The organism is Sneathiella sp. (assembly GCF_036844445.1).
Lineage (GTDB): Bacteria > Pseudomonadota > Alphaproteobacteria > Sneathiellales > Sneathiellaceae > Sneathiella.
Window position 1 is genome coordinate 289,631 of the sequence record NZ_DAIUFV010000001.1, and the last position, 25,878, is coordinate 315,508.

Here is a 25,878-nt window from a genome sequence, read left to right on the forward strand (position 1 = left end):
GGATTGGTGCAATCCAAAAACATATTGCATTCTTTATAAAAAACGATATTCTGTAAAGAGAATTTTTCCGGGGAAAATGGCACGACGAATCTGTGTCTGATAAACTATAATAAACTCTATCGGGAGGGTAGATGATAAAACGATATCTAGATCGTCTCACCACGGGATTCAATTGGCTGGCCGGTCTTGCAATGCTCTTCATGATGCTGCAGATCGGTGTCGACGTCCTCAGTAAATATCTGTTCAACTATCCGTTTCTTTGGACGACCGATGTCGTAGCATCCTACCTGATGGTGGCGATTGTCTTCCTTCCGCTGGCGGGAGTGGAGCGTCAGAACAGTCAGATCCGGGTTGAGTTGCTGATCCAGCATATGAATTATCCGACACGCCGGGTCATGGTGATTTTCACAACGATCGTGTCCATCGTCTATTTCGCAGGCATTACGTGGCGGACCTGGGGGGACGCGCTCGATAAATACCGGATCGGCGAATATGTGATGGGCGATTCGCAGGTAACGGTTTGGCCGGGGCGGTTTTTCCTGCCGCTCGGCTGCGGGCTTCTCACAATTTATCTGTTCTACAAATTGTGGCAACTGATCGCCGATAAAGAGTACCTGAAATCAGAAGAAGAGCTCGCAGCCTCGGGGGAAATGGTCGATGAGTGATATTCAGATTGGTTTTGCCGGGCTGGCCATTATGGTTTTGCTCATGCTGCTCTATGTCCCGGTTGGTGTGGCATTGGGGCTGGTGGGCGCGCTTGGAATTTTCGTTCTTATGGGGCCGGGCGCGATGTGGGGGATTATTACTGCAATCCCTTACGATTTTGCGGCTCACTGGACATTGAGTTCGGTCCCAATGTTTCTGCTGATGGGATATGTAGCCTATCATGCGCAGCTGACGGACGGTCTTTTCCGCACCGCGCGGCTCTGGCTCTCGGCGCTGCCGGGCGGCCTTGCGATTGCATCCATTGGCGGTGCGGCCGGCTTTTCGGCTGTCACGGGATCGAGTATCGCCTGTGCGGCGGCCATGGGCCGTATCGCGGTGCCGGAGATGCTTCGCTATAACTACGACAAGGGCCTTTCGGCCGGCGTTGTGGCGGCGGCCGGTACTATTGGCTCGATGATTCCGCCGAGCATCATCCTGCTGATCTACGGCGTTTTCGCCGAAGTGCCGATCGGCAAACTGTTTGTCGCCGGTGTCATCCCGGGCATTCTGACGGCCGTCATGTTCGCGGCGATGGTCATCATTCGCGTCAAAATCAACCCGGAGCTTGCGCCGAGCTTTGTCGAGCGTCCGACCTGGGCCGAGCGTTTCGTGTCGCTGAGTGAAACCTGGCCGTTGCTGCTCATTATTGTCGCCGTTGTCGGCGGCCTCTTCCTCGGTATTTTTACGCCGACAGAGGCCGGTGCGGTCGGCGCGCTTATGGCATTCTTTGTTGCAACGCTCCGCGGCAAGCTCAGCATCAGGCTGATCAAGGACAGTACCCTTGAGACGCTGATCAGCACGGCATCGATCTTTGTGATCGCCATCGGTGCCGCAATCCTGACCCGCTTTCTTGCATTGACCGGGGTTCCGGATTTTCTTTCGATCACGGTTCTCGAGACGGTTTCGGACCCGTTCATGATCCTGGTGGGCATGGCCGTGGTCTATCTGATCCTCGGGATGTTCCTTGATCCAATCGGAATTATGCTGCTGACGCTGCCAATTTTCCTGCCCGTGGTTGAAGCGGCGGATATCAGCCTGATCTGGTTTGGTATCCTGATGTGCAAGTTCCTGGAAATCGGCCTGATTACGCCGCCCGTCGGTCTCAACGTCTTTGTGATCAAGGGGATTGTCGGCGACAGGATATCGACCATGACCATCTTCAAGGGAATCGCATGGTTCCTTGTCGCCGACATTATTACGACGACGCTGATGATGGTGTTCCCGGCGATCAGCTTGTGGCTACCCGGTTTCATGAAATGATGGCATCATGGATCCGAAAGCTGTGTTTACCTGGTAAGTTTACTGTCAAATTAACGAAGAAGAACGACCAGTAAGAGCGGGCATAAGCAGGAGGCTTGAACTTCATGCCCTTTTTAAAAAGGAGAGGATAAACAAAATGAAAACTGCACTTTCAAAAATTTCACTGGTCGCCGGGGTAGCGCTTGCCGCGTCCGCCGCGTTCGCCAGTGTTTCGGTTGCCGCGGAGGGCCGTTTCGCGTCCTTCGTGTCACCGAAGAACCCGGTGGTCGAATATGGCGCGGTCCCGTTCATTGAGCGGGTCACGAAGGAAACCAACGGCGAGCTGACCTATAAGATGTATGCCGGCGGCGCGCTGCTGGGCGGCAAGAATATGGTGAGCGGGCTCGCCGACGGTGTGGCCGATATCGGTCAGATCGTTTTCGGTTACTATCCGGCCGAGTTCCCGTACGCCAGCCTGATTGCCGATATGGCGATCTATGGAAAATATGCGCCGGCTGTCGCCGCCGCGGTTACGGAATTCAACTTCATGCACTGCCAGGGCTGCCTGGATGACTACAAGCGCAATGGCCTTGTCATCCTCGGCTCCACCAGCACCTCGGCCTACCAGTTGCTGGCAAAGGAAGACGTGAGCAACGTTGAATCGCTGAAGGGCAAGAAGATCCGCACCGCGGGCGCTCTGTGGTCACGATGGGCAACCTCTGTTGGGGCTGTCCCGGTTTCCGCTCCGTCCAGCGAAATGTATGAGCAGATGTCCCGCGGCCAGGTGGAAATCGCCATTCAGCCGACCGGCGCTCTGAAAAGCCACAGCATCTGGGATGTGGGTAAAGACGTTGTCATGCTGAACCTCGGCACCTATCCGTCCTGGGGCATCTTCTCCTTCAGCGCCAAGCATTGGGCGTCGCTCTCCAACGAGCACCGCACTATCCTGATGAAGAATGCGGCGATCGGCCTGATCGAAGCCGCTCTCGGCTACATGGTTCTCGATGAGGAAGTCGAAGCTGTCGCGGCTGAAAAGGGCGTCAAGCTCATCAAGCCGTCTGAAGGCCTGGTCAACTCGGTCACCGAGTTCCTCAAGAACGACCGCGCGACCGTCATCGAAATGGCGAAGACCAAGTATAACATCGCAGACCCTGAGCCGCTCATGGACAAATATGTCGAGCTGATCAACAAGTGGGAAGCGAAGTTCGAGCCGGTCCGCGGTGACAAGGACGCCATGGCGCAGATGCTGTGGGATGAGGTGATGTCGAAAGTTGATGTTGCGACCTTCGGTCAATAATATCTTCCAGAGACGATACGAAAGAGCCGAGATTTTCTCGGCTCTTTTTTTATGCGTCGGGGGTATCAGGGCGGGTTCCCCCGCCAGAGGAGGGGGGGGGCGGGGCCTCAGCGGGCCGAGGCGCCCTGTATGGCGGCGGTGACGGTCGAGGTGGCGCGGGTGACCGCGGCGATGATTTTCTCGAGCTTCTCGGGGTCGAGCTGCGCGGTCACGGCGATCGCGCTCACGGTCATGACGGGAAGGCCATCGGCGCCGAATATCGGTGAGGAAATCGTCGTAAAGCCGCGCGAGAAGTTTCCTTCATCGATGGCGTATTTGCTCTTCCTCACCTCGTCGAGACTGTTATACCAGTCTTCGAACGACGCCGGGTTTTCGATCCGTATCCGGCCATAGGCGGCCTTGAGTTGCTGCTTCGTCATCCCTGAAAAGGCGGCGAAGCAGCGCCCGAGCGCGCCGACGAAGTAGGGCAGGCGCTGGCCGATACTCATATGGATGCTGATAACGGAGCCGGAGCTTGCGTTGGCGATCAGCATGACGCGCTCGCCGGGGATTTTATGCCACAGCGTCAGCGTCACCTGATTTTCTTTTGAGATATCATCGAGCAGCGGCTGGATCATGCGCACAAGGCTCGCGCTGTTGAGCGCGGAGTGCGCGATTTCGACAAGGCCGAGGCCGACCTGATAGGTTTTTGTGTCCGCATTGAAGACGACGAGGCCCTCATGCACGAGCGTCCGCAGCAGATTGAAGCAGGTGCTCGGGTTGATGTTGAGGTCGCGGGCGACCTGTGTCACGCCGAGCGGCATATTGTTCGCGGCAAGATACCGCAGGATGCTGATACCGCTTACCAGTGCGCCGACGAGTTTGGGGTGGGGAGCTGTGTCATTATCCATATGCGTTCGCTGTATATCCATACATAACAATTCGGGCAGAGGGCGCACTTGTCGAGATACTGAGCAGGTCTGGCGCAGTCATTCGGATGAGCGGCGAATTATAACATAACCTTCGAGCGGTCAAACATTTATGGCTGCATTCCGTGAAATGTTTCATGTTAGATGAAATGCCGCCTGTTCTGTTGCTCCCTCGATGCTTTCCGCTTAACCTTCAGAAGATACTTTTGTATCCTTCCAAGGTGACGCGGGTGACCTGACTTTTCGGGCCCCTTCCGGATTGCTGCCTTGCCTGTTCATATTCTCTTGACAGAAGAGTATTCTCATATAGAAATATATGCAAGGCAATTATTGCAGTCCCCCTTCATTCAGGATGGCATAATGAACTCAAAAAAAGCGGACAATGCCGCGGCCAAATCGCAGTTACTGGGATTTTACGAGCGAATGCTTCTGGTCCGGGAAGCCGAGAACAGGCTTGCCGCGCTGTTTGCCGACGGGGAGGTTCCGGGCTTCATTCATTTGAGCGTCGGGCAGGAGGCGGTCTCTGTCGGCGTCACCTCTGCGCTTGAGGCGAAAGATACGCTTGCCTCCAATCACCGCGGGCATGGGCACGCGCTCTCCAAGGGCGTTGATCTTGAGTCGTTCTTTCTCGAAGTTATGGGCAAGGAGGAGGGGATCTGCGGCGGTCGCGGCGGCTCCATGCATGTCGCCGATATGTCGGTGGGGATGCTGGGGGCGAATGGTATTGTCGGCGCGGGCATCCCGCTCAGCGTTGGCAGTGCGCTTGCGCATCAGGTGCAGGGCAACGGCGCGATTGCGGTCGCTTTCTTCGGTGATGGCGCGCTCGCCGAGGGCGTGCTTCATGAGAGTTTCAACCTCGCGGCGCTCTGGAAGCTGCCGCTTCTCTTCGTCTGCGAAAATAACGGATGGTCTGAATTCTCGCCGGCAAGCCAGCAGTTTGTCGCCAAGGTTCTCGATCTTGCCGCGTCTTTCTCGATCCCTGCAAAACGGGTGAACGGGAATAACGTCCTTGATGTCTATGAAGCGGCGTCCGAGCTTGCCGAAGCGGCGCGAAGCGGCAAGGGGCCGCAGCTTCTCGAATGCATCACGCACCGCGTGCGCGGGCATTTCGAGGGGGATCCGCAGAAATACCGCTCGCAAGATGAAATGGCGAGCGTGACCGAGCATGATCCGATTGCGGCGTTTGAGGACATGCTCGCGGCGAAGCGGATCGGCAAAGGCGACCTGCAGGAAATCCGCGCGCGGATAGGCGAGCGAATTGCGCGCGCGGTCGAGACCGGCCGGGCCGGGACAGCGCCCGATTTCGAGCGGGCGAAAGCCGATGTTTACACCGCCGAGGAGGCATCCTGACAATGGCCGAAGTAAGATTTGCCAAAGCCATCAACATGGCGCTCGACGAAGCGCTGGGTAGCGATCCGTCCGTTGTCGTCTTCGGGGAGGATCTGGCGCAGGCGGGCGGGCCGTTTGGCGTGACGCGCGGCCTGCTCGATGCACATGGGGCAAACCGCGTGCGCGATACGCCAATCTCGGAAGCGACGATCGTGAGCGCCGCCGTTGGCGCCGCGATGAGCGGCCTCAAGCCCGTTGTCGAGATCATGTTCATGGATTTCGTCACCCTCGCCATGGACGGGCTGGTCAACCAGGCGGCGAAGGCGCGGTTCATGTTTGGCGGGCAGGGATCGGTCCCGATGGTGCTGCGCACTCCGCACGGCGGCGGCGTCAATGCAGGGCCGCAGCATTCGCAGTGTCTGGAGGCGTGGTTCTCCCATATCCCCGGCCTTAAAGTCGTCGTGCCGAGCAATCCGTCCGATGCCTATCATCTGCTGAAAGCCGCGATCAACGATCCCGACCCCGTCATTTTCGTTGAGAACAAGGCGATGTATTCGATGAAGGGCGATCTCGATCCTGCGGGCGCTCCCGTCCGCCTTGGGGAGGCGCATATCGCGCGTGAGGGGACGGATGTCACCCTCGTCACCTACGGGGCGGCGGTTCACACGGCGCTCCGCGCCGCCGATGCGCTCGCCGCGCGGAACATCTCGCTTGAGGTCATCGACCTTCGCTCGCTGCAGCCCTGGGATGAGGCAACGGTGCTCGCCTCCCTGTCGCGCACTCATCGCCTCGTCATTCTGCATGAGGCGGTGACGCCGTTCGGTGTCGGGGCGGAAATCGCGGCGCGCATGGCCGATGTCGGCTTTGATGAGCTCGATGCGCCGATCCTTCGTGTCGGTGCGCCCTTCATGCCGGTCCCCTTCGCGAAATCCCTTGAAAGTCGCTATCTACCTGACGCCGATGATGTTATCGCGGCTGTGGAAAAGGTTCTTGCCTAATAACCGGAGATAAAACAATGGCCGAAAAAGCAATTCTGATCGACAGGGACGGACCCGTCGCGACGCTGACAATCAACCGCCCCAAAACGCTGAACGCGCTCGATGTCCCGACATTGCTGGAGATGGAAAAGGCGCTCGACCAGCTTGAGCGCGATGATGAGGTGCGGGTGATCGTCTTCACCGGCGCCGGTGATCGCGCGTTCGTCGCGGGCGGCGATATCGGCGATCTCAACTCGCGCCAGGGCCTTGCCCATTATGAAGAATTTGCCGAGGTCGTTCACCGGGTTTTCCGCCGCATCGAATCTTGCGACAAGCCGACCATCGCCGCCGTCAACGGCTGGGCGCTTGGCGGCGGGACGGAGCTGATCCTCGCCATCGATATCCGCATCCTGTCCGAAAAGGCGCGGCTTGGCCTTCCCGAAATCACCCTCGGGCTTTTCCCGGGCGCCGGCGGGACGCAGCGGCTGATCCGTCAGATCCCGCTCTGCCGGGCGAAAGAAATCATGTTTACCGGCGATCACATCAGCGCCGAAGAGGCAGTCTCTTACGGCCTTGCAAACAAGGTTGTGCCCGCCGACGAGCTTGCAAGCACGGTCAAGGAGCTGGCCGACAAGATCGCCCACAAGTCGCCGCTGGTCCTCAAGCTGCTGAAACGCGGCCTGCTGCATGGCGGCGATATGCCGCTCTCGGCGGCGCTGCCCTATGAGCAGAGCTTGATCGGGCTTGTTCTTGATTCCGCAGACGCTCACGAAGGCTGCTCGGCGTTCCTCGAAAAAAGGCCCGCTCAGTTCAAAGGGAAGTAAGCATGGCACAAGGCAGCGCGTTACTGATGCCGAAACTCGGGCTGACCATGACGGAGGGGAACATCTCCGAATGGCTCATCACCCCCGGCGAGACGTTCCGCAAGGGCGATATCCTTCTGGTGGTCGAGACGGAAAAGATCGCCAACGAGATTGAAGCCCCGGCGGACGGCGTGCTGTTTGACATTCTGACGCCCGCCGGTGAGACGGTCCCCGTCGGCACGCCGATCGCCCGCTGGGATATCGGCGGCGGAGGAGCGGGCGCAGCGACAGCAGAGGATAGGGCCGCTGCCCCGGCCGAGCCCGGCCGTGAAGAGACCGCCCCGCCGCTCGCAACAAATCCGCCCGCCGCGCCGCACACCGGCGAGACTGGCGCCGGCGCGCGTATTATCGCAACGCCGCTCGCCCGGCGCCTTGCCCGGCAGAATTCCCTTGATCTTGCCGCGGTCAGCGGTTCCGGCCCGCGCGGGCGGGTCAAGGCGGAGGATGTGAAGCGGGCGCTCTCGGCCGAGCCCGCGCGCGCATCCGTTGCCGCAGCTACGGCTGCCGCGGCTACGGCCGCGACGGCCGCGTCGCTCACGCGCGCGGCAACCGCTTATGAAGCCACCGTTGCCCGCCGCCTTACGGAAGCAAAGCGCGACACGCCGCATTTCTATCTTGCGACGGAAGCGAATGTCGGGCGGCTGATTGAGCTGAAAGAGCAGCTTGAGGGCGAGCTTGATCTCAAAATCAGCATCAATCACCTCATCATCGCAGCCGTTGCCCGCGCGCTTGAAAGCAATCCGAAGGCCAACTCCGTCTGGCGCGACGGGCAGATCGTGCAATTCGCCAGCATCGATATCGGGATGGCGGTGAATACCGATAAGGGACTCTATGCGCCTGTCCTTCGCGATCTCGGAGATAAGGATATCCGCAGCCTTGCCGAGGTGGCGCGGGAAATGGTGGCGCGGGCGCGGGGCGAACGGCTGACGGGTGATGATCTTGCGGGCGGCGCGACGACCATCTCCAACGCCGGCATGTTCGATGTCACCTATATGAGCTCGATCATCAATCCGGGCCAGTCCTCGATCCTCGGCGTTGGCAGCATCCGCGACGTCTTTCGCCCGAACAAGAAGGGCAAGCCGGTTCTTTGCCGGGAGATGGGGCTCGTCCTCTCCTGCGATCATCGGATCTTCGATGGCGTCAGCGGTCTCGCCTTCCTGAACAGTATCAAATCATATCTCGAAAAGCCGCTGCAGCTGCTGATCAACTAGAAAAAGGGAAAAAACATGGATTTCCGGCTGACTGAAGAGCAAAGAATGATCGCCGAGACAGCATACCGGATCGGCGATGAATTCGGTCTCGATTACTGGCGCGAGAAGGACGCCAAGAAGGAATTCCCGAAGGAGCTCTGGCAGGCGGTCTGCGATGCGGGGCTTTGCGGGGTCGCCCTGCCGGAAGAATATGGCGGCGCGGGATCGGGCATGCTGGAAATGGCGCTGATCGTCGAAAACCTCGCGGCAAGCGGCGGCGGCGCGACGCTCGGCCAGCTCTTTATGATCAACCCCATCTTTGGCGGCGTCACCATTTCAAAGCATGGCACCGACAAGATGAAAGAGGAGCTGCTGCCGCGGCTGATCAAGGGCGATCTCAATTTCTGCATGGCGCTGACGGAAGCCCGCGCGGGCAGCAACAGCCTGGAGCTGAAAACTTTTGCCGAAGCAGACGGCGATGGCTGGCGGCTGAACGGCGAGAAAATCTGGATCACGGCGGTCGATCAGGCGGAGAAGATGCTGGTCATCGCCCGCACGAAAAAGGTCGAGGAGGTGCAGAAGCGCACCGACGGCCTTTCCATGTTCATGATCGACGTGAAACGGGACGGGCTGACCTACCATCCGATTGACAAGGTCGGCACAAAGACGCTCTCCTCCTGCACTGTCTTTTTCGATGATGTGCGGATTGAACCCGAGGAGCTGGTAGGCACCCTGCATGGCGGCTGGAAAGAGCTGCTCGATACGCTGAATACCGAGCGGATTGTCACCACCGCAGGGCTCGTCGGCGCAGGCAGCCTCGCGCTTCGCGTCGCGGTCGATTATGCCAATGAACGAAAAGTCTTCGGCAACCGGCCCGTCGGCTCCTATCAGGGCATCCAGTTCCCGCTCGCGCAGGCGAAAGCGGAAATCGAATGCGCCCGGCTGATGAACTACAAGGCGGCGGCGCAGTTCGATGCGGGTGAGCCGTTCGGCAGTGAAGCGAACGCGGCGAAGTTGATCGCGGCGCAGGCGGTTGCCGATGCAACGGAGCGCGCAATGCAGGCGATGGGCGGGATGGGCTATGCGACCGAATCGCATCTTGAGCGGCTCTGGCGCGATGCGCGGCTCTTCCGCTTTGCGCCGGTCTCGGAGGAGATGATCCTCAACTTCATTGCCGTGCATGATCTCGGGATGCCGCGTTCCTACTAGGCGGCGCCGGACGATAAAAGGGAGGGAGAGAGAATGGTCAATCTCGGCAGTTTCCTGAAATATCACGCGGCGCGCTGGCCCGACAAAATAGCGATTGTCTATCAGGACCGGCGGATCAGCTACGGTGAGCTTTGGCAGCGCGTCCAGCATCTCGCGCGGTTTCTGAAGGGGCAGGGGATCGGCAAGGGCGATGTCGTGGCTGTCTTTATGAAAAACAGCCCGGCCTTCATCGAGATTGCCATTGCGACGAGCTATCTCGGCGGTGTCTTTCTTCCCATCAACTATCGTCTCGCGAACGATGAGGTCGCCTATATCACGGGCAATGCGAAGGCGAAGCTGCTCTTCGGCGATGCGGAGTTTGCCGGGGTGCTGGCTGTGGATGTCCCGAAATTTCTCCTCGATGATGCCATGCAGAAGGATCCGCGCGCGCTCACCGGCGAGAGCGGTGACATTCCGGTGCAGGAATTCGTCCGACCCGGCGATCTCTTCCGCCTGATGTATACCTCCGGCACGACCGATCGGCCGAAGGGCGTCATGCACACCTATGAGAATTTCTACTGGAAGAGCATGGAGCATGTGATCGTGCTCGGCCTCTCGCATCAGACGCGCCTGCTGGTGACCGGGCCGCTCTACCATGTCGGCGCGTTCGACCTGCCGGGCGTTGCGGTGCTCTGGCTTGGCGGCATGCTGAAAATTCACCGCGAGTTCAATCCGGCCGAAGTGCTTGCGGCGATCGAGCAGGAGAAACTCACCGGCGCCTGGCTCGCGCCCATTATGATGGCGGGCGTCCTCAGCCACCCGGAGCGTGACAGATATGATGTCAGCAGCCTAGAATGGTGCATCGGCGGCGGCGAGAAAACGCCGGAGGGGCGCATTATCGAGTTCCAGAAATATTTCACCAACGGGCGCTATATCGATGCCTACGGCCTGACCGAATCCGGGAGCGGCGATACCTTTATGGAAGCGGGCTGGGAGATTGAGAAAATCGGCTCGACCGGGCGGGCAACACCGCATGTCTCCATCGCCATCGCCAATGATGGGGGCCAGTTCCTCGCGCCGGGCGAGGAGGGGGAGATTTGCCTGCGCGGCCCGAAAATCACGCAAGGCTACTGGAACGATCCGCAAAAGACAGCGGACACCCGCATCGGCGACTGGTTCAGGACGGGCGATGTCGGCTATCTCGACGAAGACGGCTTTCTCTACCTCACCGACCGCAAGAAAGATATGATCATCTCTGGCGGCGAGAATATCGCCTCCTCCGAGATCGAGCGGGTGATCTATCAGATGCCGGGCGTGATGGAAGCGGCCGTCATCGGCATGCCCGATGAGCGCTGGGGAGAGGTGCCGGTCGCGATTATCGTGCCCGCCAAGGGCGTCACCATTGACGAGGCGGCATTCCAGGCGCATTGCCGCAAGCATCTCGCCGGCTTCAAAATTCCAAAGCGGCTGATTTTGCAGGAAAGCCTGCCGCGTAATCCATCGGGTAAAATCCTGAAACGCGTGCTTCGCGACGAGATTAGTTAAATAATAGAGACGCAAAAGCAGCCGGCCGAAAGGCCGGCATTTTCGTATGATTTAACCTCTATTCACCGATTACACGCTATCTGATGCGCACGCGCGCCCTCATGCTGACACAATTTGCAAAAATATTATATTTGTGAAAAGTTATATTGTTGATGTTTATTGAGAAGGAGGACTCAACGTGGGCGACGCAGGAATTGGCTGGATTGCAGCGATTATTATCGGCGGAGTGGCGGGCTGGATAGCCTCTACCCTGATGAAAGCGGATACCGGAATATTCTTCAATATCATTCTCGGGATCATTGGGGCGGCGATAGCGAGCTTCCTCTTTGGCTTGCTCGGGATCTCCTTTGGCGGTTGGCTCGGCTATCTTGTGGCCGGCATCATTGGCGCCTGTATTCTCGTCGGGATCGTCCGGGCGATCAAGCGCTAGCCGTCTATTGATAAAAAACGGGAACGGGAGGGCGACCCCCTCCCGTTTTTTATACCTCTCTCAGCGCATGAAAAACCCGCCGTTTTGGGACGGCGGGTTTTCTCGTCTAAGACGCGCTCAGAGGATTATTTCTGCTTGTCAAGCGCAGCGCGGAACTGGGCGAGAACTTCGCTGCCCGGCTGACCGCGATTGTCGAGGTCTTTCGCCCACTCATCGGCAACCTCGTCGGAATGCTGCGAGAAGGTGAGAAGATCGCTCTCCGTCAGCGTGTAATATTCGACGCCTTCGCCGGCCATCTCCGCGAGTGCTTTCTCGACGTCATTGTCGATGTTTTCGCACATCGTCGTGACCATCTTCTCACTTGCCTCGGTCATCACAGTCTTGACGTCGTCCGGCAGCTTGTCCCAGGCGTTCTGGTTGATCACGAAGGTGACGATGAAGCTGCCGAAGTTCCCGCCGCGGGTCCCGTATTTGAGCAGCGAGACAAGGTCATAGGAGATCACGCTCTGATTCGGGAAGATCAGGCCGTCCATCGTGCCGCGCGAGAGTGATTCACGCACTTCCGTTGCCGTCATGCGAACCGGAACAGCGCCGATCTTGCGGGCGAACAGGTCCATCGGGCCGCCGGTGCTGCGAAGCTTGAGGCCGGCTGCGTCAGAGGCGGTCTGGACTTTCTTGTTGACGGTGTAGATCTGGTAGGGCTCGAGAACGAAGGCGAACAGCAGATGAACCTTGTTTGCGGTGAATTCCCGGCTCTTGATCGGATCCTGATTGGCGACTTCCCAGAAGGCTTTGGTACCGATGCAGGAGGTCGGGAAGCTGCCCGGCAGCTGTGCAACACCCGAGAGCGGCATTTTGTCAGAGACATAGGACGGGCCGACATAGCCGATATCGGTCACGCCGTTCTGCGTCAGCGTCAGCATGTCTTTTGCCTTGCCAAGCTGTTCGGCCGGATATTCTTCGAACGTCACGCGCCCGTTGGTGGCTTCTGTTATCTGCGCCATCCAGGGGGCGACGGCCTGAACCTGGATAAAATGCGCCGTCGGGAAGGAATGCGCCAGGCGCAGCTTGATTGGCTCCTGCGCCGAGGCCGTCGTCGACAATCCGGCGAGCATCGCAACGGCAGCCGTAAGTGCCAGTTTGGAAATGATTTTTTTCATTTGTCTCCCTTTCTGTTGCGCCTTTGGTCCATTTGGAATTGGAATTTTGCGGTGTTATATACTGGCGCGACGTATTTTGTTAGATTATGATTGTTCCGTTATCTGCATAATATACGATATTGAGAACGGTTCAAGAATTTTAGGAGAGTCTGTGACTAAAAATACGCCAAAAGGACCCCGTTCTCCCGCCCGGGTTATGCAGTTGCTGGAACTTCTTGCCTCCCATACCGACGGCCTGACCTTGGCGAGGATGAGCGCGCTGGTCGATACGCCGAAAACCAGCCTGCTGAGCCTCCTCCGTTCGCTTGAGGCCGAAGGATATATCGAAGTCCATAATAAGACATACAGCCTTGGCGCGAAAGCATTCCGTCTTGGGAATATGATAAATGCGCGCATGAAGGCGCAGTCGTCCTTTCCGTCGGCGGTGCGGCCCTTTCTGCTGGCGCTCTCGCGCGACAGCGGCGAGACGGTCCTCTCCGGCGTCCTCGCCGAAGACGGTACTCATGGCATCTTTATCGACATCGTTGAAGGCAACGGGTCGATCTATCTCTCCTCCGTTATCGGGGCGCAGCGCCCGCTTTTCTGCTCGTCTTTCGGAAAAAGCCTGCTCGCCTTCCAGAGCGTCAGCTTCATCCATAATTACCTGGAGAATGTCGATCCCGTCTCGCCGATGACCGGCATCCGATACGAGATCAGTGCGATCCTCGAGGATCTGGAATATATCCGCAAATCCGGCGTGAGCATTACAATGGGCGATACGGTCAAAGAGGCGGGCGGCATCAGTGTGCCGGTCTTCGGCGCGGAAGGGTATATTCTCGGGAGTATAACCCTCGCTGCGCCGCTTGACCGGCTGAAAAGCCAGCTCAATCACTATGCCGAGCTGGCTCACGCCGCCGGGGAGAGGGCATCGCAGTTTATGGGCTATTTTCTCCCCTATCCCGGATCAAAAAACAACAAGAGGGCCGATGGCGCGCGGGCGAGGCAATCATAAGGCTCATAAGGTCGCCGCGTCGTGCCGGGCGCCGCAGTGGAGGAGGCGGGACATTCTTTCTTTCAAAGAGATGACCCGGACCGCGCGTATTGCGACGGCGATGACCTGACGCACCGCGCACCGGTCGTATGCCATCGCCCGGCAATTTCCGGCTTGACAGTAGAAAAGCGCCCCGATATTTTGGTCTTAAATAAGAACAATATTCTGTTATCGGAACAAAAATCGCAGGGCCGCAACTAAAAAGACCTTTCAACCCCTGTGACCGTTCCGAAAGCGCCGGATTTGGCGGTTCCGCCTCTTTCCGTCACGCCTTACGCACCGGGAGATTTGGTCATGTTGTTTAGGAGTCTTTTCTTCGCCCCCGCCAACCGGCCGGATCTGCTGGCGAAGTTTCCGCGATTTTCCGCTGACTGCTACGTCATCGACCTTGAGGACGGCACGCCGCCCGGCGACAAGGTTGCGGCGCGCGGCGCCCTCGCGGGCAATATGGCGATGCTGCGCGACGCGAAGGTAAAGGGGCTTGTCTATGTGCGGGTCAATGAGCCGGGATCGGAATTCTTTCTTGACGATATCGCGGCCGCCGTTGCCTGCGATATTGACGGCATCGTCATCCCGAAACTCGAAACCCCCGATCAGTGCGATCCGATCGTTGCGGCAATCCGCGCGGCGCGGGGGAAGGATCCGGCGAAGCGGGAGATACGGATCCTCGGCGGGATCGAATCCATGCTGGGCGTCCTGAATGTGAACGAGCTTTGCAAGGCCAACGAGCTGATGAGCGCGGTCTTCTTTGGCGCAGAGGACTATGCGTCCGATCTTGGCGCGCGGCGGACAGCGGGCGGGGACGAGGTCCTCTATGCCCGCTCGCGCGTTGTGCTGGCCGCGAAAATCGCCGGCATCGTGCCGATCGACCAGGCAGTGGTCGAGGTGCGCGATGACGAACAGTGCCGCCGCGACGCTGGCAAGGGGCGCGATCTCGGCTATGAAGGCAAGATCTGCGTCATCCCGCGCCAGATTGACATCTGCAACAGCATTTTCGCCCCGACGGAGGAGGAAACCCGCGAGGCGGCTGAGGTTGTCGCGGCCTATCGCGACGCCATGTCGAGGGGCATCGGGACGATTGACTTCAAGGGTAAAATGATCGATGGGCCGCTCCTCAAGCGCGCCGAACAGACACTGGCGATCGCCGAGGTAATCCGGAGCAGGGAGGAAGACTGATGAAGGAACTGGATATTGCCGAGCTGGACCTTTCCGCTCTGATAAAAAAATCGGAAACGATTACGTGGGGCAATGCCTGCGCCGAGCCGCTGACGCTGACCGAAGCGCTGGTCGCGCAGCGCCATAATCTTGAGGATGTCCGCGTTTTTTTTGGCGCGAGCTTTTCAAAAACCTTCGCGCCCGAGCATGCGGACAAGATCAAATTCATGTCGACGGGCGGCATTGGCGCGGCGGGGGCGCTCACGAAAGCGGGCGTTTGCGATGTGATCCCGTGTCATGTCTCGCAGGTTGCGGGATATATCGAGGCGGGCCGCATTCCTTGCGACGTCGTGTTCGTCCAGGTCAGCCCGCCGAACGAGCGCGGCGAATATAGCCTCGGCGTCACCAGCGACTTCATCTACACTGCCGTCAAGAAAGCGCGCCTCGTCATCGCCGAGATCAACAGCCAGACGCCGCAAAGTTTCTGCGTGGAGCCGCTGACGGCGAAGGATATCGACTATTGCATCTATTCCGACCGGCCGGTTGTCGCCGTGCCGGCGGCCGCCGTCACGGACGTCGACCGGACAATCTCCGGCTTTGCGGAAGGGTTTATCCCGGACCGCGCGACATTGCAGGTCGGTATCGGCGGCGTTCCGGAAGCCCTGATGGCGACGCTGAAATCGCGGCGCGGGCTTGGCATTCACTCGGGGATGATCGGCGACAGCGTCGTTGATCTTGCGGAATCCGGAGCGCTGACCAACGGCTTCAAGGAAATCGATGCCGGCGTGACGGTGACCGGCGCACTCATCGGTACGAAGCGGCTCTATGATTTTGCCCACAGGAATCCCGAATTGCGTATGGCGCCGGCATCCGTCACCCACGACATCCGGCTTCTCGCCGAGCTCTCCAACTTCATCTCGATCAACTCGGCGCTCGAAGTCGATATCACCGGGCAGGTGAATGCCGAAGGGATCGGGGCGAATTATTTCGGCAGCGTTGGCGGGCAGGTGGATTACGTCCGCGCCGCCGGTCTCTCCAAGGGCGGCTGCTCGCTGATTGCGCTTCGCAGCGCCGCCAAGGGCGGGGAGGTCAGCAAGATCGTCTCCCGCCTCTCCGGTCCTGTCACAACGCCCCGAAGCGACGTCGGCGTCGTGGTGACCGAGTTCGGCGCCGCCGATCTTCGCGGCCTGCCGCTCCGGGCGCGGGTCCGGGCGATGATCGATATCGCGCCGCCCGAGCACCGCGAGCGCCTGGAGCGCGAAGCGCATGACATCGTCAAGATGGCCTCGTGAGGCAACAAAAATCGCCGGGACGGGCCTCATGGCGCGAAAACAAACGACCGCGCGCCTGACAGGATAGATTGACCTCGGCAATATTACAGCGGAATAATAATTTCGCGTGGGAGAAGAAATAACTCAGCCACCGTCATCGCGACTGTGAAAATATAATAAAGGGAGTTCCGTCATGGCAGAGGCCATTCTGTTTGAGGTCGAAGACGATATCGCCATCATCACCATCAACCGCCCGGACCGGCGCAACGCGATCAATGACGCGGTGAGCGAAGGGATGCGGGCCGCCTGGGCGCGGTTCGAGCAGTCGCCGGAGCTGAAGGTCGCCATTCTGACCGGGGCAGGGGACAAATCTTTCTGCGCGGGCATGGATCTGAAAGAGGCGGCGGATAAGATGCTCGGCGTTCCGGCGCGCGATTTCATTCCCGTCCTCGGCGACAGCGTCACGGTAACAAAGCCGGTCATCGCCGCCGTCAACGGCTTCGCCTTTGCGGGCGGCTGGCTGTTCGCGCAGATGTGTGATCTTTGCATTGCGTCGGAAAACGCCACCTTCGGCATCACCGAGGCGAAGGTCGGCCGGGGCATGCCCTGGGCCGCGCCGCTCGGCGCGATGATCCCGCAGCGGGTGATGATGGAGCTGCTGCTGACGGGTGATACGCTGTCGGCGCAGCGCGCACTGGAGATCGGCTTTGTCAACAAGGTGGTGCCCCAGGCCGAGCTGATGGCGGAGGCAATCACCATGGCGAAGAAAATCGCCGCCAATGCGCCGCTCACCGTCAAGGCCGCGAAGGAGCTTGTGTATCTCTCGGCCGAGATGGGCCGCTCCGCCGCGCTCCGGGCGGGATATCATCTGTTCGAATCAGTTTATAAAAGCGAGGACGCGCTGGAGGGGCCGCTCTCGTTCCGTGAAAAACGGCCACCCAAGTGGCAGGGAAAATGACGGAAAAAATATAACTAGGGAGGGATAAATCGATGGAGTTGCTGGACAAGGTCATCACCTTGATTGAAAAGGCGGTGATCTCGCTGTCGGGCGTCTGCCTGACGATTATCATGCTGCTGATCACTGTGGATGTGGTCATGCGGTATGTATTCTCATCGCCGCTCAGCTGGTCGTTTGACCTGATATCCCTGTATCTTGCGACGCTGCTGTTCTTCGCGGCCGTCTCCGATACCTTCCGTCGCGGCAGTCATGTGAAGATCGACCTGTTTGACAAGCTCGGCTCCGTCCGCGTCCGTGCGGCGCTGGAAGTAATCGGCTTTGTCAGCGCTCTCGTTCTGTTCTACCTCATGTTCCGCCTCGGTGTTGAAGACGGCATCGACAGCTACGTGAAGGGCCATGTGATCGCAGGCGCGATCCACTGGCCGACCTGGATCCCCTATATGATTGTCGCGCTTGGCTATGGCCTGCTCTCGCTCAGGATCGTGGTCACTATTCTGGAGCGGATAAAAGTACTGATAACTGGCGTGCAGATAGAACGTGCCGTTGAGCATCTGGAATAGGGAGGGCGGACCATGGTGTTTATCGGTTTGATTGTATTGTTGACGATGCTCGTCTTCGGCATGCCGGTGGCGTTCGCGCTCGGCATATCCGGAATGGTTGGCCTCTACACGATCGGGGGGCTGCCGATGGTGGAAGGGATCCTGCGGACCGTGTCGCTTTCGACCACCGCGTCTTATGAGCTGCTGACGATCCCGATGTTTATCCTGATGGCAGAGTTTATTATCGTCAGCCGCATCGCCAACGAACTGTTCGACAGCGCGAAGGCATGGATGGGGCGGACGCCCGCGGGCCTCGCCATTGCGACCGCACTTGCGGGGGCGGGCTTCGGCGCCATTTCCGGCTCCAGCACCGCCTCGGCCGCAACGCTGTCGGCGACGACCATCCCGGCGATGCTGGAGAGCAAGTATAACCCCCGCTTTGCCTCCGGCGTGGTGGCAATCTCCGGGCCGCTGGCCATGCTGATCCCGCCGAGTATCGCGCTCATCCTGTACGGGCTGATCGCCGATATCAGTATCGGAAAGCTGCTGATCGCGGGTGTCGTACCGGGATTGCTGGTCACCTGCGTCATTATTCTGACGTCTATTCTGCTGGTGACGATCTATCCGCATTTCGCGCCCGCCGGGCGGGCCTACACGATGTCGGAGAAGTTTCGATCGCTGAAAGTGATCGGCCCGATGGTGATTTTGATCACCCTGGTGACCGGCTGTATCTATCTCGGCATCGCCACCCCGACGGAATCGGCAAGCCTCGGCGCGTTTGGCGCCTTCTGTATTGCGTTCTTCCGGGGCCGGCTGACGCTGGCGACCTTCTATTCCGCGCTTCGCAAGGCGGCGGCGACCAGCTGTATGATCGTGCTGATCATCATCTGCGCCCATATCTTCAGCTACTATTTCACCCTGACTGGCGTGACGCAGGCCCTCGTCAGCATGGTTGGCGATCTTGACGTGGATCGCTGGGTGATCCTCGCTCTGATGATCATTCTCTATCTGGTTCTCGGCTGCTTCATGGACCAGATCGCCATCCTCTTCCTAACGGTTCCGGTCACGCTGCCGATTATGATGAGCCTTGGCTACGATCCGTTCTGGTTCGGCGTCATCGTTATCATCACGGCGGAAATCGGCCTTGTGACGCCACCGATCGGGCTCAACGTGTTCGTTGTTGCGGCCTATTCGAACGTCAAGGTGCAGGATATTTTCATCGGAGTATTCCCGCATGTAATCACCCATATTCTGGTGATTATCCTGCTCAGTATCTTTCCGGCGATTGTCACCTGGCTGCCCGAGACCGTCCGATGACGGCAGTGGAGCAAACCCTGTAGAACGTCGGAAAAAATTAAAAACAAAAAGGATATGTGACATGAAAAACAAGCTCTGCGAAATGTTCGGTATTGATGTACCTATCTTCGCCTTTTCCCATTGCCGGGACGTGGTCGTTGAAGTCTCAAAGGCCGGCGGCATGGGCGTGCTCGGCATGGCGCGCATGGATCCCGACCGGCTGGAGGAGGAGCTCAACTGGATCGATGATCACATCGAGGGCAAGCCCTACGGCGTCGACGTGCTGATGTCGGGTAACGTGAAGGATTCGGGCGATCTGAAATATGAGCCGGAAAAGCTTCTGCCGAAGGAGCATGTCGAGTTCGTTCGCAAGATGCTCGACGATGCGGGGGTGCCGCCGCTGCCGGAGGATGAGGCCGAAACGATCCGCCGCGATATCGTCAAGGGGATGAACTTCACGCCGCGCGAGAGCCTCGATATGATCGACCGCGCCATGAAGCATCCGATCAAGCTGATCGTCAACGCGCTTGGCACGCCGCCCGCCTCGCTGATCGAGGAAGCGCACAGCAAGGGGATCAAGGTTGCCGCGCTCGCCGGCAAGCCGCGCCACGCCATCAAGCATAAGGAAGCGGGCTGCGATTTCGTCATCGCGGTCGGAACCGAGGCGGGGGGCCATACCGGCGAGATTTCCTCGCTCGTCCTCTGGCCGAGCATTGTCGATGCGGTGGCGCCGATGCCGGTTCTCGGCGGCGGCGGGGTCGGCCGGGGACGCCAGCTTGCGGCGGCGCTCGCGCTCGGCTGCGAGGGTGTCTGGTGCGGCTCGATCTGGCTGAAAACGGTGCAGAGTGAAGTGCCGCCGGAGATCAAGCAGAAGATGTTCGAGGCCGAGGCAAGCGATGCCATCCTGACGCGGAGCGTCACTGGCAAGCCCTGCCGGACGCTGAACAACAAATTCTCGCAGGCCTGGAACGCGCCTGATGCACCGGACTGCCTCCCGGCGCCGCTGCAGAACTATCTCTGGTGGCAGGAAGGCCGCTCCCGCGTCGAGCGGGTGCGCGCAAAAGATTTCCTGACCTATCCGGTCGGCCAGATCGTCGGCCAGATGAATGAGGAAACGAGCGTCAAGGAAGTCGTCTATGATTTCATCAACGAGCTTCTGGAATCGAAGGAGCGGCTCGACAACATGCTCGGTGAGTAACGAACGCTATTCGGCCTCTGTGCCGGCCCCCTGCAGTTCGTCTCCCTCCCTCCCATCGATGGCGGATTGCAGGGGTTTCTGATTGCAATAAAAAGGGCCCGGAAATCTCCGGGCCCGATTTTTGTCGCTCGCTGACCGATCAGCGGTTCAGGTTCTCGACGATAATGGCCGGGGCCATGCCGCCCGCCGCGCACATCGTGACAAGGCCGTAGCGCTTGCCGGTCCGCTCCAGCTCATCGACGATCGTGCCGATCAGGATGGAGCCGGTCGCGCCGATCGGATGACCGAGCGCCATTGCGCCGCCGTTGACGTTGACCTTGGCGCGGTCGATCTTCAGATCGCGGATGAATTTCTCCGTGACCACGGCGAAGGCCTCGTTGATCTCCCAAAGATCGATATCATCGACCGTGAGGCCGGCGCGGGCGAGCACCTTCTTTGCCGCCGGAACCGGGGCATTCAGCATCAGCGTCGGGCAATCACCGATATTCGCCGTGGCGACGACGCGGGCGCGCGGCTTCATGCCGTGTTTCTTCGCATAGTCGGCGGAGGCGAGCAGAACCGCTGCCGATCCGTCAACGACGCCTGACGAGTTGCCGGCGTGATGGACGTGGTTGAATTCCTTGATCTCGGGATATTTCCGCTTGATCAGGCTGCCATAGGTCTCGCGGCCCTCTTCGTCGACGGGGATGTCGGCGAACATGTTGAAGACGGTTTTGAGGCCGGCGAGGGTTTCCAGCGTCGTTTCGGGACGGGGGAATTCATCCTTTGCAAGCGCGAGGGAGCCATCGAGATTGTGGACCGGAATGAGCGAGCGGTCGAAACGGCCTTCGCGGATCGCAACATCGGCCCGCTTCTGGCTTTCCACGGCAAGCTCATCAAGGGCTTTGCGATCAATCCCCTCAAGCGTTGCCACCGCATCGGCGCAAACGCCCTGATGGGCCTGCGGGTGCAGTTCGCGAAGCGGCAGGTTGCCCTGGTCAAAGAGGGTCGGGACCGGCGTTTTCGGCTGCGAGCCGGTAAAGCTCATCATCTCGGTGCCGCCGGCGATCACCAGATCTTCCATGCCGGACATGATCTGCGCCGCGGCAAGGCTGACGGAGCTGATGCCCGAGCCGCAGAAGCGGTCGATGGTGAGGCCCGAGGCGCGGACATCGTAGCCGGCGCTCAAGGCCGACATGCGGCCAAGGTCGGAGCCCTGCTTGCCGAACTGCGACGAGACGCCCCAGATGATATCGTCAATTTCCGAGGTCTCGAGGCTGTTGCGCTCGGCGAGGGCTTTGAGAACGGCAGCGCCGAGCTGCTGCGGATGAATATGGGCAAGCGATCCCTTGCCCACCTTGCCGATGCCCCGCGGGGTGCGGCAGGCATCGATAATGTATGCTTCAGACATGTTTCTTTCCTTCTCTGTCGGTTAGCGGGGCGCCATGCGGATTGCGCCGTCGAGACGAATGTCCTCGCCGTTGAAATAGCCGTTACGGATCAGCTCGAGCGCGAGAGAGGCGTATTCTTCCGGGCGGCCGAGGCGCGACGGGTTCGGAACCTGTGCGGCGAGGGCGGCTTTGACTTTCTCGGGTGCGCGCTGCAGGAGCGGGGTATCGAAGATGCCGGGCAGGATGGTGTTGACGCGGATCAGCTCCTGCGCGAGGTCGCGCGCGACCGGCAGGGTCATGCCGACGATACCGCCCTTGGAGGAGGCATAGGCGGCCTGTCCGACCTGGCCGTCTTCGGCGGCGACGGAGGCGGTGTTGATGATAACGCCGCGCTCGCCGTCGATCGGATCGAGCGTGAGCATGCCGGCCGCCGACTTCGCGATGCAGCGGAAGGTGCCAATGAGGTTGATCTGGATGATCATTTCATAGTCTTTGAGTGAGTAGTGCGTGATCGCCCCCGTCTCGCGGTCGCGGGAGACCGTTTTCCCTGCCTTGCCCGTGCCGGCGCAGTTGACGAGGATACGTTCCTGACCGAGCTTCGCTCGGATCGCCGCGAAGCCTGCATCGACCTGCTCTTCCGAGGTCACATCGACTTTGGCGAATGCCCCGCCGAGTTCCCTGGCGAGCGCTTCGCCCTTTTCCTCATTGAGGTCAAAGATACCCACCTTGACGCCGTTCTCGGCGAGCTTGCGGCCCGTCGCGGCGCCAAGTCCTGACGCTCCGCCAGTGATAATTGCAGTCAATCCTTCGAATTTCATCTTCGGTTCCTTTTGATTTCGTATCCCGTCTGGTGGAGACATTCTTGCTTATTCTGCCGGGGCTTTCTAAGAGCACCCCGGACCCGTTCATTTTATCCCCTTGACGCGATTTTCTTATGTCAGTCGGGCGTTCGTTACAAGAGGGGAAAGTAGCGGATGGATAAGTATGACGTCTGGCGTGCGGCTTGGCAAAGGCTAATGCGGGCGCCCGCGTTCGGGCGTGATCTCAATTTTATAATTGTTTTCCGCGCCGTAACGGCTACTCTGTGGCGCAATCAATAATATCAAGAACATATCGGAGGACCCATGAGCGGCGCGACGAATTTCAACTTGCCGGACGACCTGGTCAATTATCTGAAAGTCCTGGATGATTTCATCGAACGGGAAATTCGTCCGCTGGAAGAGCAGGATGACAACATCCGCTTCTTCGATCACCGCCGCGAGGACGCCCGCACCGACTGGGAGCGCGGCGGCCTGCCGACCGAAGACTGGGAAGCCCTACTCGCCGAGGCCAAGCGCCGCGCCGACAAGGCGGGGCACTTCCGCTATCCGCTGCCCAGGGAATATGGCGGGCAGAACGGAACGAACCTTGGCATGGCGGTGATCCGCGAGCATTTCGCGACCAAGGGCCTCGGCCTGCATAACGATCTGCAGAACGAGCATTCCATCGTCGGCAACAATGTCGGCGTTCTCCTGATGCTGGCCTATGGATCGGAGCAGCAGAAGGCGGAGTGGGTTGAGGACCTGCTGCAGGGGCGCAAGCGCTTTTCCTTCGGGATCTCCGAGCCCGACCACGGATCGGATGCGACGCATATGGAGACGACGGCGGTCCGCGAGGGTGATGAGTGGATCATCAACGGCGAAAAGACGTGGAACACCGGCATCCACAAGGCAAGCCATGACCTGATCTTCGCCCGCACGTCCGGCAAGGCGGGGGACGGTTTCGGCATCACCTGCTTCCTTGTGCCTTCGGGCGCGCCCGGCTTCACGGTGAAGGAATATCTCTGGACCTTCAACATGCCGACAGATCACGCGCATGTCGTCCTTGAAAATGTCCGTGTGCCACATTCGTCGATTCTCGGGGAAGAGGGGCGGGGCCTGCAGGTGGTGCAGCATTTCTTCAACGAGAACCGCATCCGTCAGGCTGCCTCCAGCCTCGGTGCGGCGCAGTATTGTGTCAATGAAGCGGTCAGTTACGCGAAAATCCGCAAGCCCTTCGGCAAGGCGCTCGCGACCAATCAGGGAATCCAGTTCCCGCTGGTCGAATTGCAGACGCAGATCGAGATGCTGCGCGCGCTGATCCACAAGACGGCCTGGATGATGGACGAATATGGCGCCTTCAGCGTCTCCGACAAAGTGTCCATGTGTAACTACTGGGCGAACCGGCTCTGCTGCCAGGCCGCCGATCAGGCGATGCAGGTGCACGGCGGCCTCGGCTATTCCCGCTACAAGGCGTTCGAGCATATCTATCGTCATCACCGCCGCTACCGCATCACCGAAGGGGCGGAGGAAATCCAGATGCGCCGTGTCGCCGGCTATATGTTCGGCTTTATGTCGCAGAAGGCCCCTAAGGGCGTCAGCGAAGACTGATCCGCGCTGAAGGAGGAGTTGAAGGTGAGCGAAGCCGCATCGACGACATTTGAAGCTGCGCTGGAGGCTGTCCTTGCGCGCTGCGTCCCGGATTTCAGGCGGCTTGAAGCCGCGGAGCGCCTTTCGGGCGGGGCGAGCCAGGAGACTTACCGGCTGGTCATCGAGACGGCGGCCGGGCGGGAGCTGCGTGCGTTCCGCCGCGCGCCTGCGGAAATCGGCGAAACCGCGAGCGGCCCGGGGCTTGCGGGCGAGGCGCTCCTCTTTCAGGTGGCGCGCGCCGCCGGTGTTCCGGGCCCAAAGGTCGATTATGTGCTTCAGACCGAAGACGGGCTCGGCACGGGCTTTATCATGGAGTGGATCGAGGGCGAGACGCTCGGCGCAAAAATCGCCAGGGCCGAGGATTTCGCAAAGATCCGTCCGCGTCTCGCCTATCAGTGCGGGCAGATTATGGCACGGATACACCAGATTGACGTCACCGCGTCCGGCCTCGCTCCGCGCCTCCACCGCCTGACGCCGGAAGCCGCCATCCGCCAGACATGGGACCAGTATAAAGGCCTCAAGGCCATCGCACCGATGATTGATTTCACCGCGCGGTGGCTGCTCGAAAACCTGCCGCCCGAAGTCGAACCGCGGCTTGTCCACAATGATTTTCGCAACGGCAACCTGATGGTTTCAAAGACCGACGGAGTGAGTGCCGTGCTCGACTGGGAGCTCGCCCATATCGGCGATCCGATGCGCGATCTCGGCTGGATCTGCACCGGCTCCTGGCGGTTCGGGCAACATGAGTTCCCGGTCGGCGGATTTGGGCTCAGGGAAGATCTCTTCGCCGGCTATGAGGCGGAGAGCGGCCGGAAAATTGACCCCCGCCATGTGCATTTCTGGGAAGTCTTCGGCTCCTTCTGGTGGGCGGTCGGCTGCCTCCGGATGGGGGAGCGCTATCGCAGGGAGCCGTCCGTCGGGGTGGAGTATCCAGTGATTGGCCGGCGCTCCTCGGAATGCCAGGTCGATTGCGTCAACCTGCTGATCCCGGGGCCCGTCTCGTTTAACCCGGCGGCGCCGGATCCGGTCCTTCACGACCTTCCAAGATCCGATGAAATTCTCACCAGCGTGCGCGATTTCCTTCGCGACAGCGTGATGTCCGTGACCGGGGGGCGGGACCGCTTCCTTGCGCGCGTCGGCGCCAACGCGCTCGATATCGTGCTCCGGGAAGTGACGCTCGGCAATGAGTACCGGGCGGAGATGCAGGCGCGGCTCGCCCGTCTGCTCGGGCGCGAGGGATCGCTCAGCGCGCTCGAGGCGGAGCTTGCCGCGGGCCTTCGGGACGGGACAATGCCCCTCGATGCGCCGGGTCTTGCCGAATATTTGCGCGAGAGCGTGGTCCGCCGCATCGCGATCGACCAGCCATCCTATCCCGGGTATCAAAAGGCGCTCGCCTATGGCAGTGATCTGTCCGGGAGCGGATAGGGCGGAATAATCGGACCGGAATCCCCCTTATAGTGATAATCATTCGCAATTGCGGTTGACAGCATGCTACGCTATTGATAATCACTATCACTAGCGTAGCCGATTTGTTGGTGTATCCTCATGCGGAATGATTCTGGAATGTTCGTTAATCGACCTGCAAGCCAAAGCGGTGAGCGGATGATTAAACTCGAAAATGAGACCTTGCAGAGCAGCGACCTGTTCTCGCGGGGGAAGGAACTCACGATCGTTCACAACAATGAGTGTTACAAATTGAGGCTTACCGGAAACGACAAACTGATTCTCACCAAATAAGCAATTAGCCCGCCACCCAGCCAACAGGTCCTCCTGCGAGCCAGGC

24 protein-coding genes are annotated in these 25,878 nt (G+C 59.6%); 20 read left to right on the top strand and 4 right to left on the bottom strand.

Going from position 1 to position 25,878, the window contains the following annotated elements:
• The first annotated feature begins 131 nt into the window (after positions 1 to 131).
• The 3 genes from V7Z56_RS01330 (at position 132) to V7Z56_RS01340 (ending at position 3,241) form a co-directional block, all read left to right on the top strand.
• A complete protein-coding gene (locus V7Z56_RS01330) occupies positions 132 to 665 on the top strand; it encodes a TRAP transporter small permease (protein WP_334127539.1) in 534 nt (177 codons plus the stop codon).
• Positions 658 to 1,965, top strand: a complete 1,308-nt coding sequence (locus V7Z56_RS01335) for a TRAP transporter large permease (protein WP_334127540.1) — start codon at positions 658 to 660, stop codon at positions 1,963 to 1,965. The genes V7Z56_RS01330 and V7Z56_RS01335 overlap by 8 nt, the downstream gene beginning before the upstream one ends.
• Positions 1,966 to 2,101: 136 nt before the next feature.
• Positions 2,102 to 3,241 carry a C4-dicarboxylate TRAP transporter substrate-binding protein gene (locus V7Z56_RS01340; RefSeq protein WP_334127541.1) on the top strand — a complete coding sequence of 380 codons (1,140 nt, stop codon included), beginning with the start codon at positions 2,102 to 2,104 and terminating at the stop codon, positions 3,239 to 3,241.
• Between the two features lie 107 nt (positions 3,242 to 3,348).
• Here V7Z56_RS01340 and V7Z56_RS01345 read toward each other — a convergent pair whose 3' ends face one another.
• Positions 3,349 to 4,131 carry an IclR family transcriptional regulator gene (locus tag V7Z56_RS01345; RefSeq protein WP_334127542.1) on the bottom strand — a complete coding sequence of 261 codons (783 nt, stop codon included), beginning with the start codon at positions 4,129 to 4,131 and terminating at the stop codon, positions 3,349 to 3,351.
• Between the two features lie 378 nt (positions 4,132 to 4,509).
• On the opposite strand from V7Z56_RS01345, the gene V7Z56_RS01350 reads away from it, so the two are divergent.
• The 7 genes from V7Z56_RS01350 (at position 4,510) to V7Z56_RS01380 (ending at position 11,671) form a co-directional block, all read left to right on the top strand.
• Complete coding sequence (locus tag V7Z56_RS01350; RefSeq protein ID WP_334127543.1) at positions 4,510 to 5,499, top strand: thiamine pyrophosphate-dependent dehydrogenase E1 component subunit alpha; 990 nt, start codon at positions 4,510 to 4,512, stop codon at positions 5,497 to 5,499.
• A gap of 2 nt (positions 5,500 to 5,501) precedes the next feature.
• On the top strand, positions 5,502 to 6,476 hold the full coding sequence (locus tag V7Z56_RS01355; RefSeq protein ID WP_334127544.1) for an alpha-ketoacid dehydrogenase subunit beta: 975 nt from the start codon (positions 5,502 to 5,504) through the stop codon (positions 6,474 to 6,476).
• A 17-nt stretch (positions 6,477 to 6,493) separates the two neighbouring features.
• A complete protein-coding gene (locus tag V7Z56_RS01360) occupies positions 6,494 to 7,279 on the top strand; it encodes an enoyl-CoA hydratase/isomerase family protein (protein ID WP_334127545.1) in 786 nt (261 codons plus the stop codon).
• A 2-nt stretch (positions 7,280 to 7,281) separates the two neighbouring features.
• Positions 7,282 to 8,529 carry a dihydrolipoamide acetyltransferase family protein gene (locus V7Z56_RS01365; protein ID WP_334127546.1) on the top strand — a complete coding sequence of 416 codons (1,248 nt, stop codon included), beginning with the start codon at positions 7,282 to 7,284 and terminating at the stop codon, positions 8,527 to 8,529.
• Positions 8,530 to 8,544: 15 nt separating this feature from the next.
• Positions 8,545 to 9,717, top strand: coding sequence for an acyl-CoA dehydrogenase family protein (locus tag V7Z56_RS01370; RefSeq protein WP_334127547.1), 1,173 nt, complete (start codon positions 8,545 to 8,547; stop codon positions 9,715 to 9,717).
• A gap of 33 nt (positions 9,718 to 9,750) precedes the next feature.
• Complete coding sequence (locus V7Z56_RS01375) at positions 9,751 to 11,241, top strand: AMP-binding protein (protein WP_334127548.1); 1,491 nt, start codon at positions 9,751 to 9,753, stop codon at positions 11,239 to 11,241.
• A 178-nt stretch (positions 11,242 to 11,419) separates the two neighbouring features.
• Positions 11,420 to 11,671: a GlsB/YeaQ/YmgE family stress response membrane protein gene (locus V7Z56_RS01380; RefSeq protein WP_334127549.1), complete on the top strand. Its 252-nt coding sequence runs from the start codon at positions 11,420 to 11,422 to the stop codon at positions 11,669 to 11,671.
• Positions 11,672 to 11,796: 125 nt separating this feature from the next.
• On the opposite strand, the gene V7Z56_RS01385 is transcribed toward V7Z56_RS01380, so the two are convergent.
• Complete coding sequence (locus V7Z56_RS01385; protein ID WP_334127550.1) at positions 11,797 to 12,831, bottom strand: TRAP transporter substrate-binding protein; 1,035 nt, start codon at positions 12,829 to 12,831, stop codon at positions 11,797 to 11,799.
• Positions 12,832 to 12,982: 151 nt separating this feature from the next.
• Here V7Z56_RS01385 and V7Z56_RS01390 point away from each other — a divergent pair, with 151 nt between their 5' ends.
• The 7 genes from V7Z56_RS01390 (at position 12,983) to V7Z56_RS01420 (ending at position 20,278) form a co-directional block, all read left to right on the top strand.
• Positions 12,983 to 13,822, top strand: coding sequence for an IclR family transcriptional regulator (locus tag V7Z56_RS01390; protein ID WP_334127551.1), 840 nt, complete (start codon positions 12,983 to 12,985; stop codon positions 13,820 to 13,822).
• 333 nt (positions 13,823 to 14,155) lie between these two features.
• Positions 14,156 to 15,037: an HpcH/HpaI aldolase/citrate lyase family protein gene (locus V7Z56_RS01395; protein WP_334127552.1), complete on the top strand. Its 882-nt coding sequence runs from the start codon at positions 14,156 to 14,158 to the stop codon at positions 15,035 to 15,037.
• The gene (locus tag V7Z56_RS01400; RefSeq protein WP_334127553.1) at positions 15,037 to 16,308 is read left to right on the top strand and encodes an acetyl-CoA hydrolase/transferase family protein; all 1,272 of its coding nucleotides are present in this window, start codon (positions 15,037 to 15,039) and stop codon (positions 16,306 to 16,308) included. The genes V7Z56_RS01395 and V7Z56_RS01400 overlap by 1 nt, the downstream gene beginning before the upstream one ends.
• Positions 16,309 to 16,480: 172 nt before the next feature.
• Positions 16,481 to 17,245 (top strand): enoyl-CoA hydratase/isomerase family protein, encoded by a 765-nt coding sequence (locus V7Z56_RS01405; protein ID WP_334127554.1) that lies wholly within the window; start codon positions 16,481 to 16,483, stop codon positions 17,243 to 17,245.
• A 32-nt stretch (positions 17,246 to 17,277) separates the two neighbouring features.
• Positions 17,278 to 17,805 carry a TRAP transporter small permease gene (locus V7Z56_RS01410; RefSeq protein ID WP_334127555.1) on the top strand — a complete coding sequence of 176 codons (528 nt, stop codon included), beginning with the start codon at positions 17,278 to 17,280 and terminating at the stop codon, positions 17,803 to 17,805.
• 12 nt (positions 17,806 to 17,817) lie between these two features.
• Positions 17,818 to 19,101, top strand: a complete 1,284-nt coding sequence (locus V7Z56_RS01415; RefSeq protein WP_334127556.1) for a TRAP transporter large permease — start codon at positions 17,818 to 17,820, stop codon at positions 19,099 to 19,101.
• A gap of 61 nt (positions 19,102 to 19,162) precedes the next feature.
• Positions 19,163 to 20,278 (top strand): nitronate monooxygenase, encoded by a 1,116-nt coding sequence (locus V7Z56_RS01420; RefSeq protein ID WP_334127557.1) that lies wholly within the window; start codon positions 19,163 to 19,165, stop codon positions 20,276 to 20,278.
• A gap of 139 nt (positions 20,279 to 20,417) precedes the next feature.
• Here V7Z56_RS01420 and V7Z56_RS01425 read toward each other — a convergent pair whose 3' ends face one another.
• Both V7Z56_RS01425 and V7Z56_RS01430 read right to left on the bottom strand, forming a co-directional pair.
• Positions 20,418 to 21,668: an acetyl-CoA C-acetyltransferase gene (locus tag V7Z56_RS01425; RefSeq protein WP_334127558.1), complete on the bottom strand. Its 1,251-nt coding sequence runs from the start codon at positions 21,666 to 21,668 to the stop codon at positions 20,418 to 20,420.
• Positions 21,669 to 21,689: 21 nt separating this feature from the next.
• Complete coding sequence (locus V7Z56_RS01430; protein WP_334127559.1) at positions 21,690 to 22,466, bottom strand: SDR family NAD(P)-dependent oxidoreductase; 777 nt, start codon at positions 22,464 to 22,466, stop codon at positions 21,690 to 21,692.
• A gap of 306 nt (positions 22,467 to 22,772) precedes the next feature.
• Between V7Z56_RS01430 and V7Z56_RS01435 the strand changes: the two genes are divergently transcribed.
• From V7Z56_RS01435 to hemP, 3 genes are all read left to right on the top strand, one after another.
• On the top strand, positions 22,773 to 24,056 hold the full coding sequence (locus V7Z56_RS01435) for an acyl-CoA dehydrogenase family protein (RefSeq protein WP_334127560.1): 1,284 nt from the start codon (positions 22,773 to 22,775) through the stop codon (positions 24,054 to 24,056).
• Between the two features lie 24 nt (positions 24,057 to 24,080).
• A complete protein-coding gene (locus tag V7Z56_RS01440; RefSeq protein ID WP_334127561.1) occupies positions 24,081 to 25,520 on the top strand; it encodes a phosphotransferase family protein in 1,440 nt (479 codons plus the stop codon).
• Positions 25,521 to 25,697: 177 nt separating this feature from the next.
• Entirely contained in the window at positions 25,698 to 25,832 is a 135-nt protein-coding gene (hemP, locus tag V7Z56_RS01445; protein ID WP_443023732.1) for a hemin uptake protein HemP, read from the top strand.
• The last annotated feature ends 46 nt before the right edge of the window (positions 25,833 to 25,878 follow it).

Coding starts and splice junctions, on each gene's coding strand:
- V7Z56_RS01395 (WP_334127552.1), top strand. CDS start 14,156: ATGTTGTTTAGGAGTCTTTTCTTCGCCCCCGCCAACCGGCCGGATCTG.
- V7Z56_RS01405 (WP_334127554.1), top strand. CDS start 16,481: ATGGCAGAGGCCATTCTGTTTGAGGTCGAAGACGATATCGCCATCATC.
- V7Z56_RS01330 (WP_334127539.1), top strand. CDS start 132: ATGATAAAACGATATCTAGATCGTCTCACCACGGGATTCAATTGGCTG.
- V7Z56_RS01340 (WP_334127541.1), top strand. CDS start 2,102: ATGAAAACTGCACTTTCAAAAATTTCACTGGTCGCCGGGGTAGCGCTT.
- V7Z56_RS01410 (WP_334127555.1), top strand. CDS start 17,278: ATGGAGTTGCTGGACAAGGTCATCACCTTGATTGAAAAGGCGGTGATC.
- V7Z56_RS01430 (WP_334127559.1), bottom strand. CDS start 22,466: ATGAAATTCGAAGGATTGACTGCAATTATCACTGGCGGAGCGTCAGGA.
- V7Z56_RS01420 (WP_334127557.1), top strand. CDS start 19,163: ATGAAAAACAAGCTCTGCGAAATGTTCGGTATTGATGTACCTATCTTC.
- V7Z56_RS01350 (WP_334127543.1), top strand. CDS start 4,510: ATGAACTCAAAAAAAGCGGACAATGCCGCGGCCAAATCGCAGTTACTG.
- V7Z56_RS01425 (WP_334127558.1), bottom strand. CDS start 21,668: ATGTCTGAAGCATACATTATCGATGCCTGCCGCACCCCGCGGGGCATC.
- V7Z56_RS01375 (WP_334127548.1), top strand. CDS start 9,751: ATGGTCAATCTCGGCAGTTTCCTGAAATATCACGCGGCGCGCTGGCCC.
- V7Z56_RS01435 (WP_334127560.1), top strand. CDS start 22,773: ATGAGCGGCGCGACGAATTTCAACTTGCCGGACGACCTGGTCAATTAT.
- V7Z56_RS01370 (WP_334127547.1), top strand. CDS start 8,545: ATGGATTTCCGGCTGACTGAAGAGCAAAGAATGATCGCCGAGACAGCA.
- hemP (WP_443023732.1), top strand. CDS start 25,698: ATGATTAAACTCGAAAATGAGACCTTGCAGAGCAGCGACCTGTTCTCG.
- V7Z56_RS01365 (WP_334127546.1), top strand. CDS start 7,282: ATGGCACAAGGCAGCGCGTTACTGATGCCGAAACTCGGGCTGACCATG.
- V7Z56_RS01385 (WP_334127550.1), bottom strand. CDS start 12,831: ATGAAAAAAATCATTTCCAAACTGGCACTTACGGCTGCCGTTGCGATG.
- V7Z56_RS01415 (WP_334127556.1), top strand. CDS start 17,818: ATGGTGTTTATCGGTTTGATTGTATTGTTGACGATGCTCGTCTTCGGC.
- V7Z56_RS01400 (WP_334127553.1), top strand. CDS start 15,037: ATGAAGGAACTGGATATTGCCGAGCTGGACCTTTCCGCTCTGATAAAA.
- V7Z56_RS01355 (WP_334127544.1), top strand. CDS start 5,502: ATGGCCGAAGTAAGATTTGCCAAAGCCATCAACATGGCGCTCGACGAA.
- V7Z56_RS01345 (WP_334127542.1), bottom strand. CDS start 4,131: ATGGATAATGACACAGCTCCCCACCCCAAACTCGTCGGCGCACTGGTA.
- V7Z56_RS01360 (WP_334127545.1), top strand. CDS start 6,494: ATGGCCGAAAAAGCAATTCTGATCGACAGGGACGGACCCGTCGCGACG.
- V7Z56_RS01335 (WP_334127540.1), top strand. CDS start 658: ATGAGTGATATTCAGATTGGTTTTGCCGGGCTGGCCATTATGGTTTTG.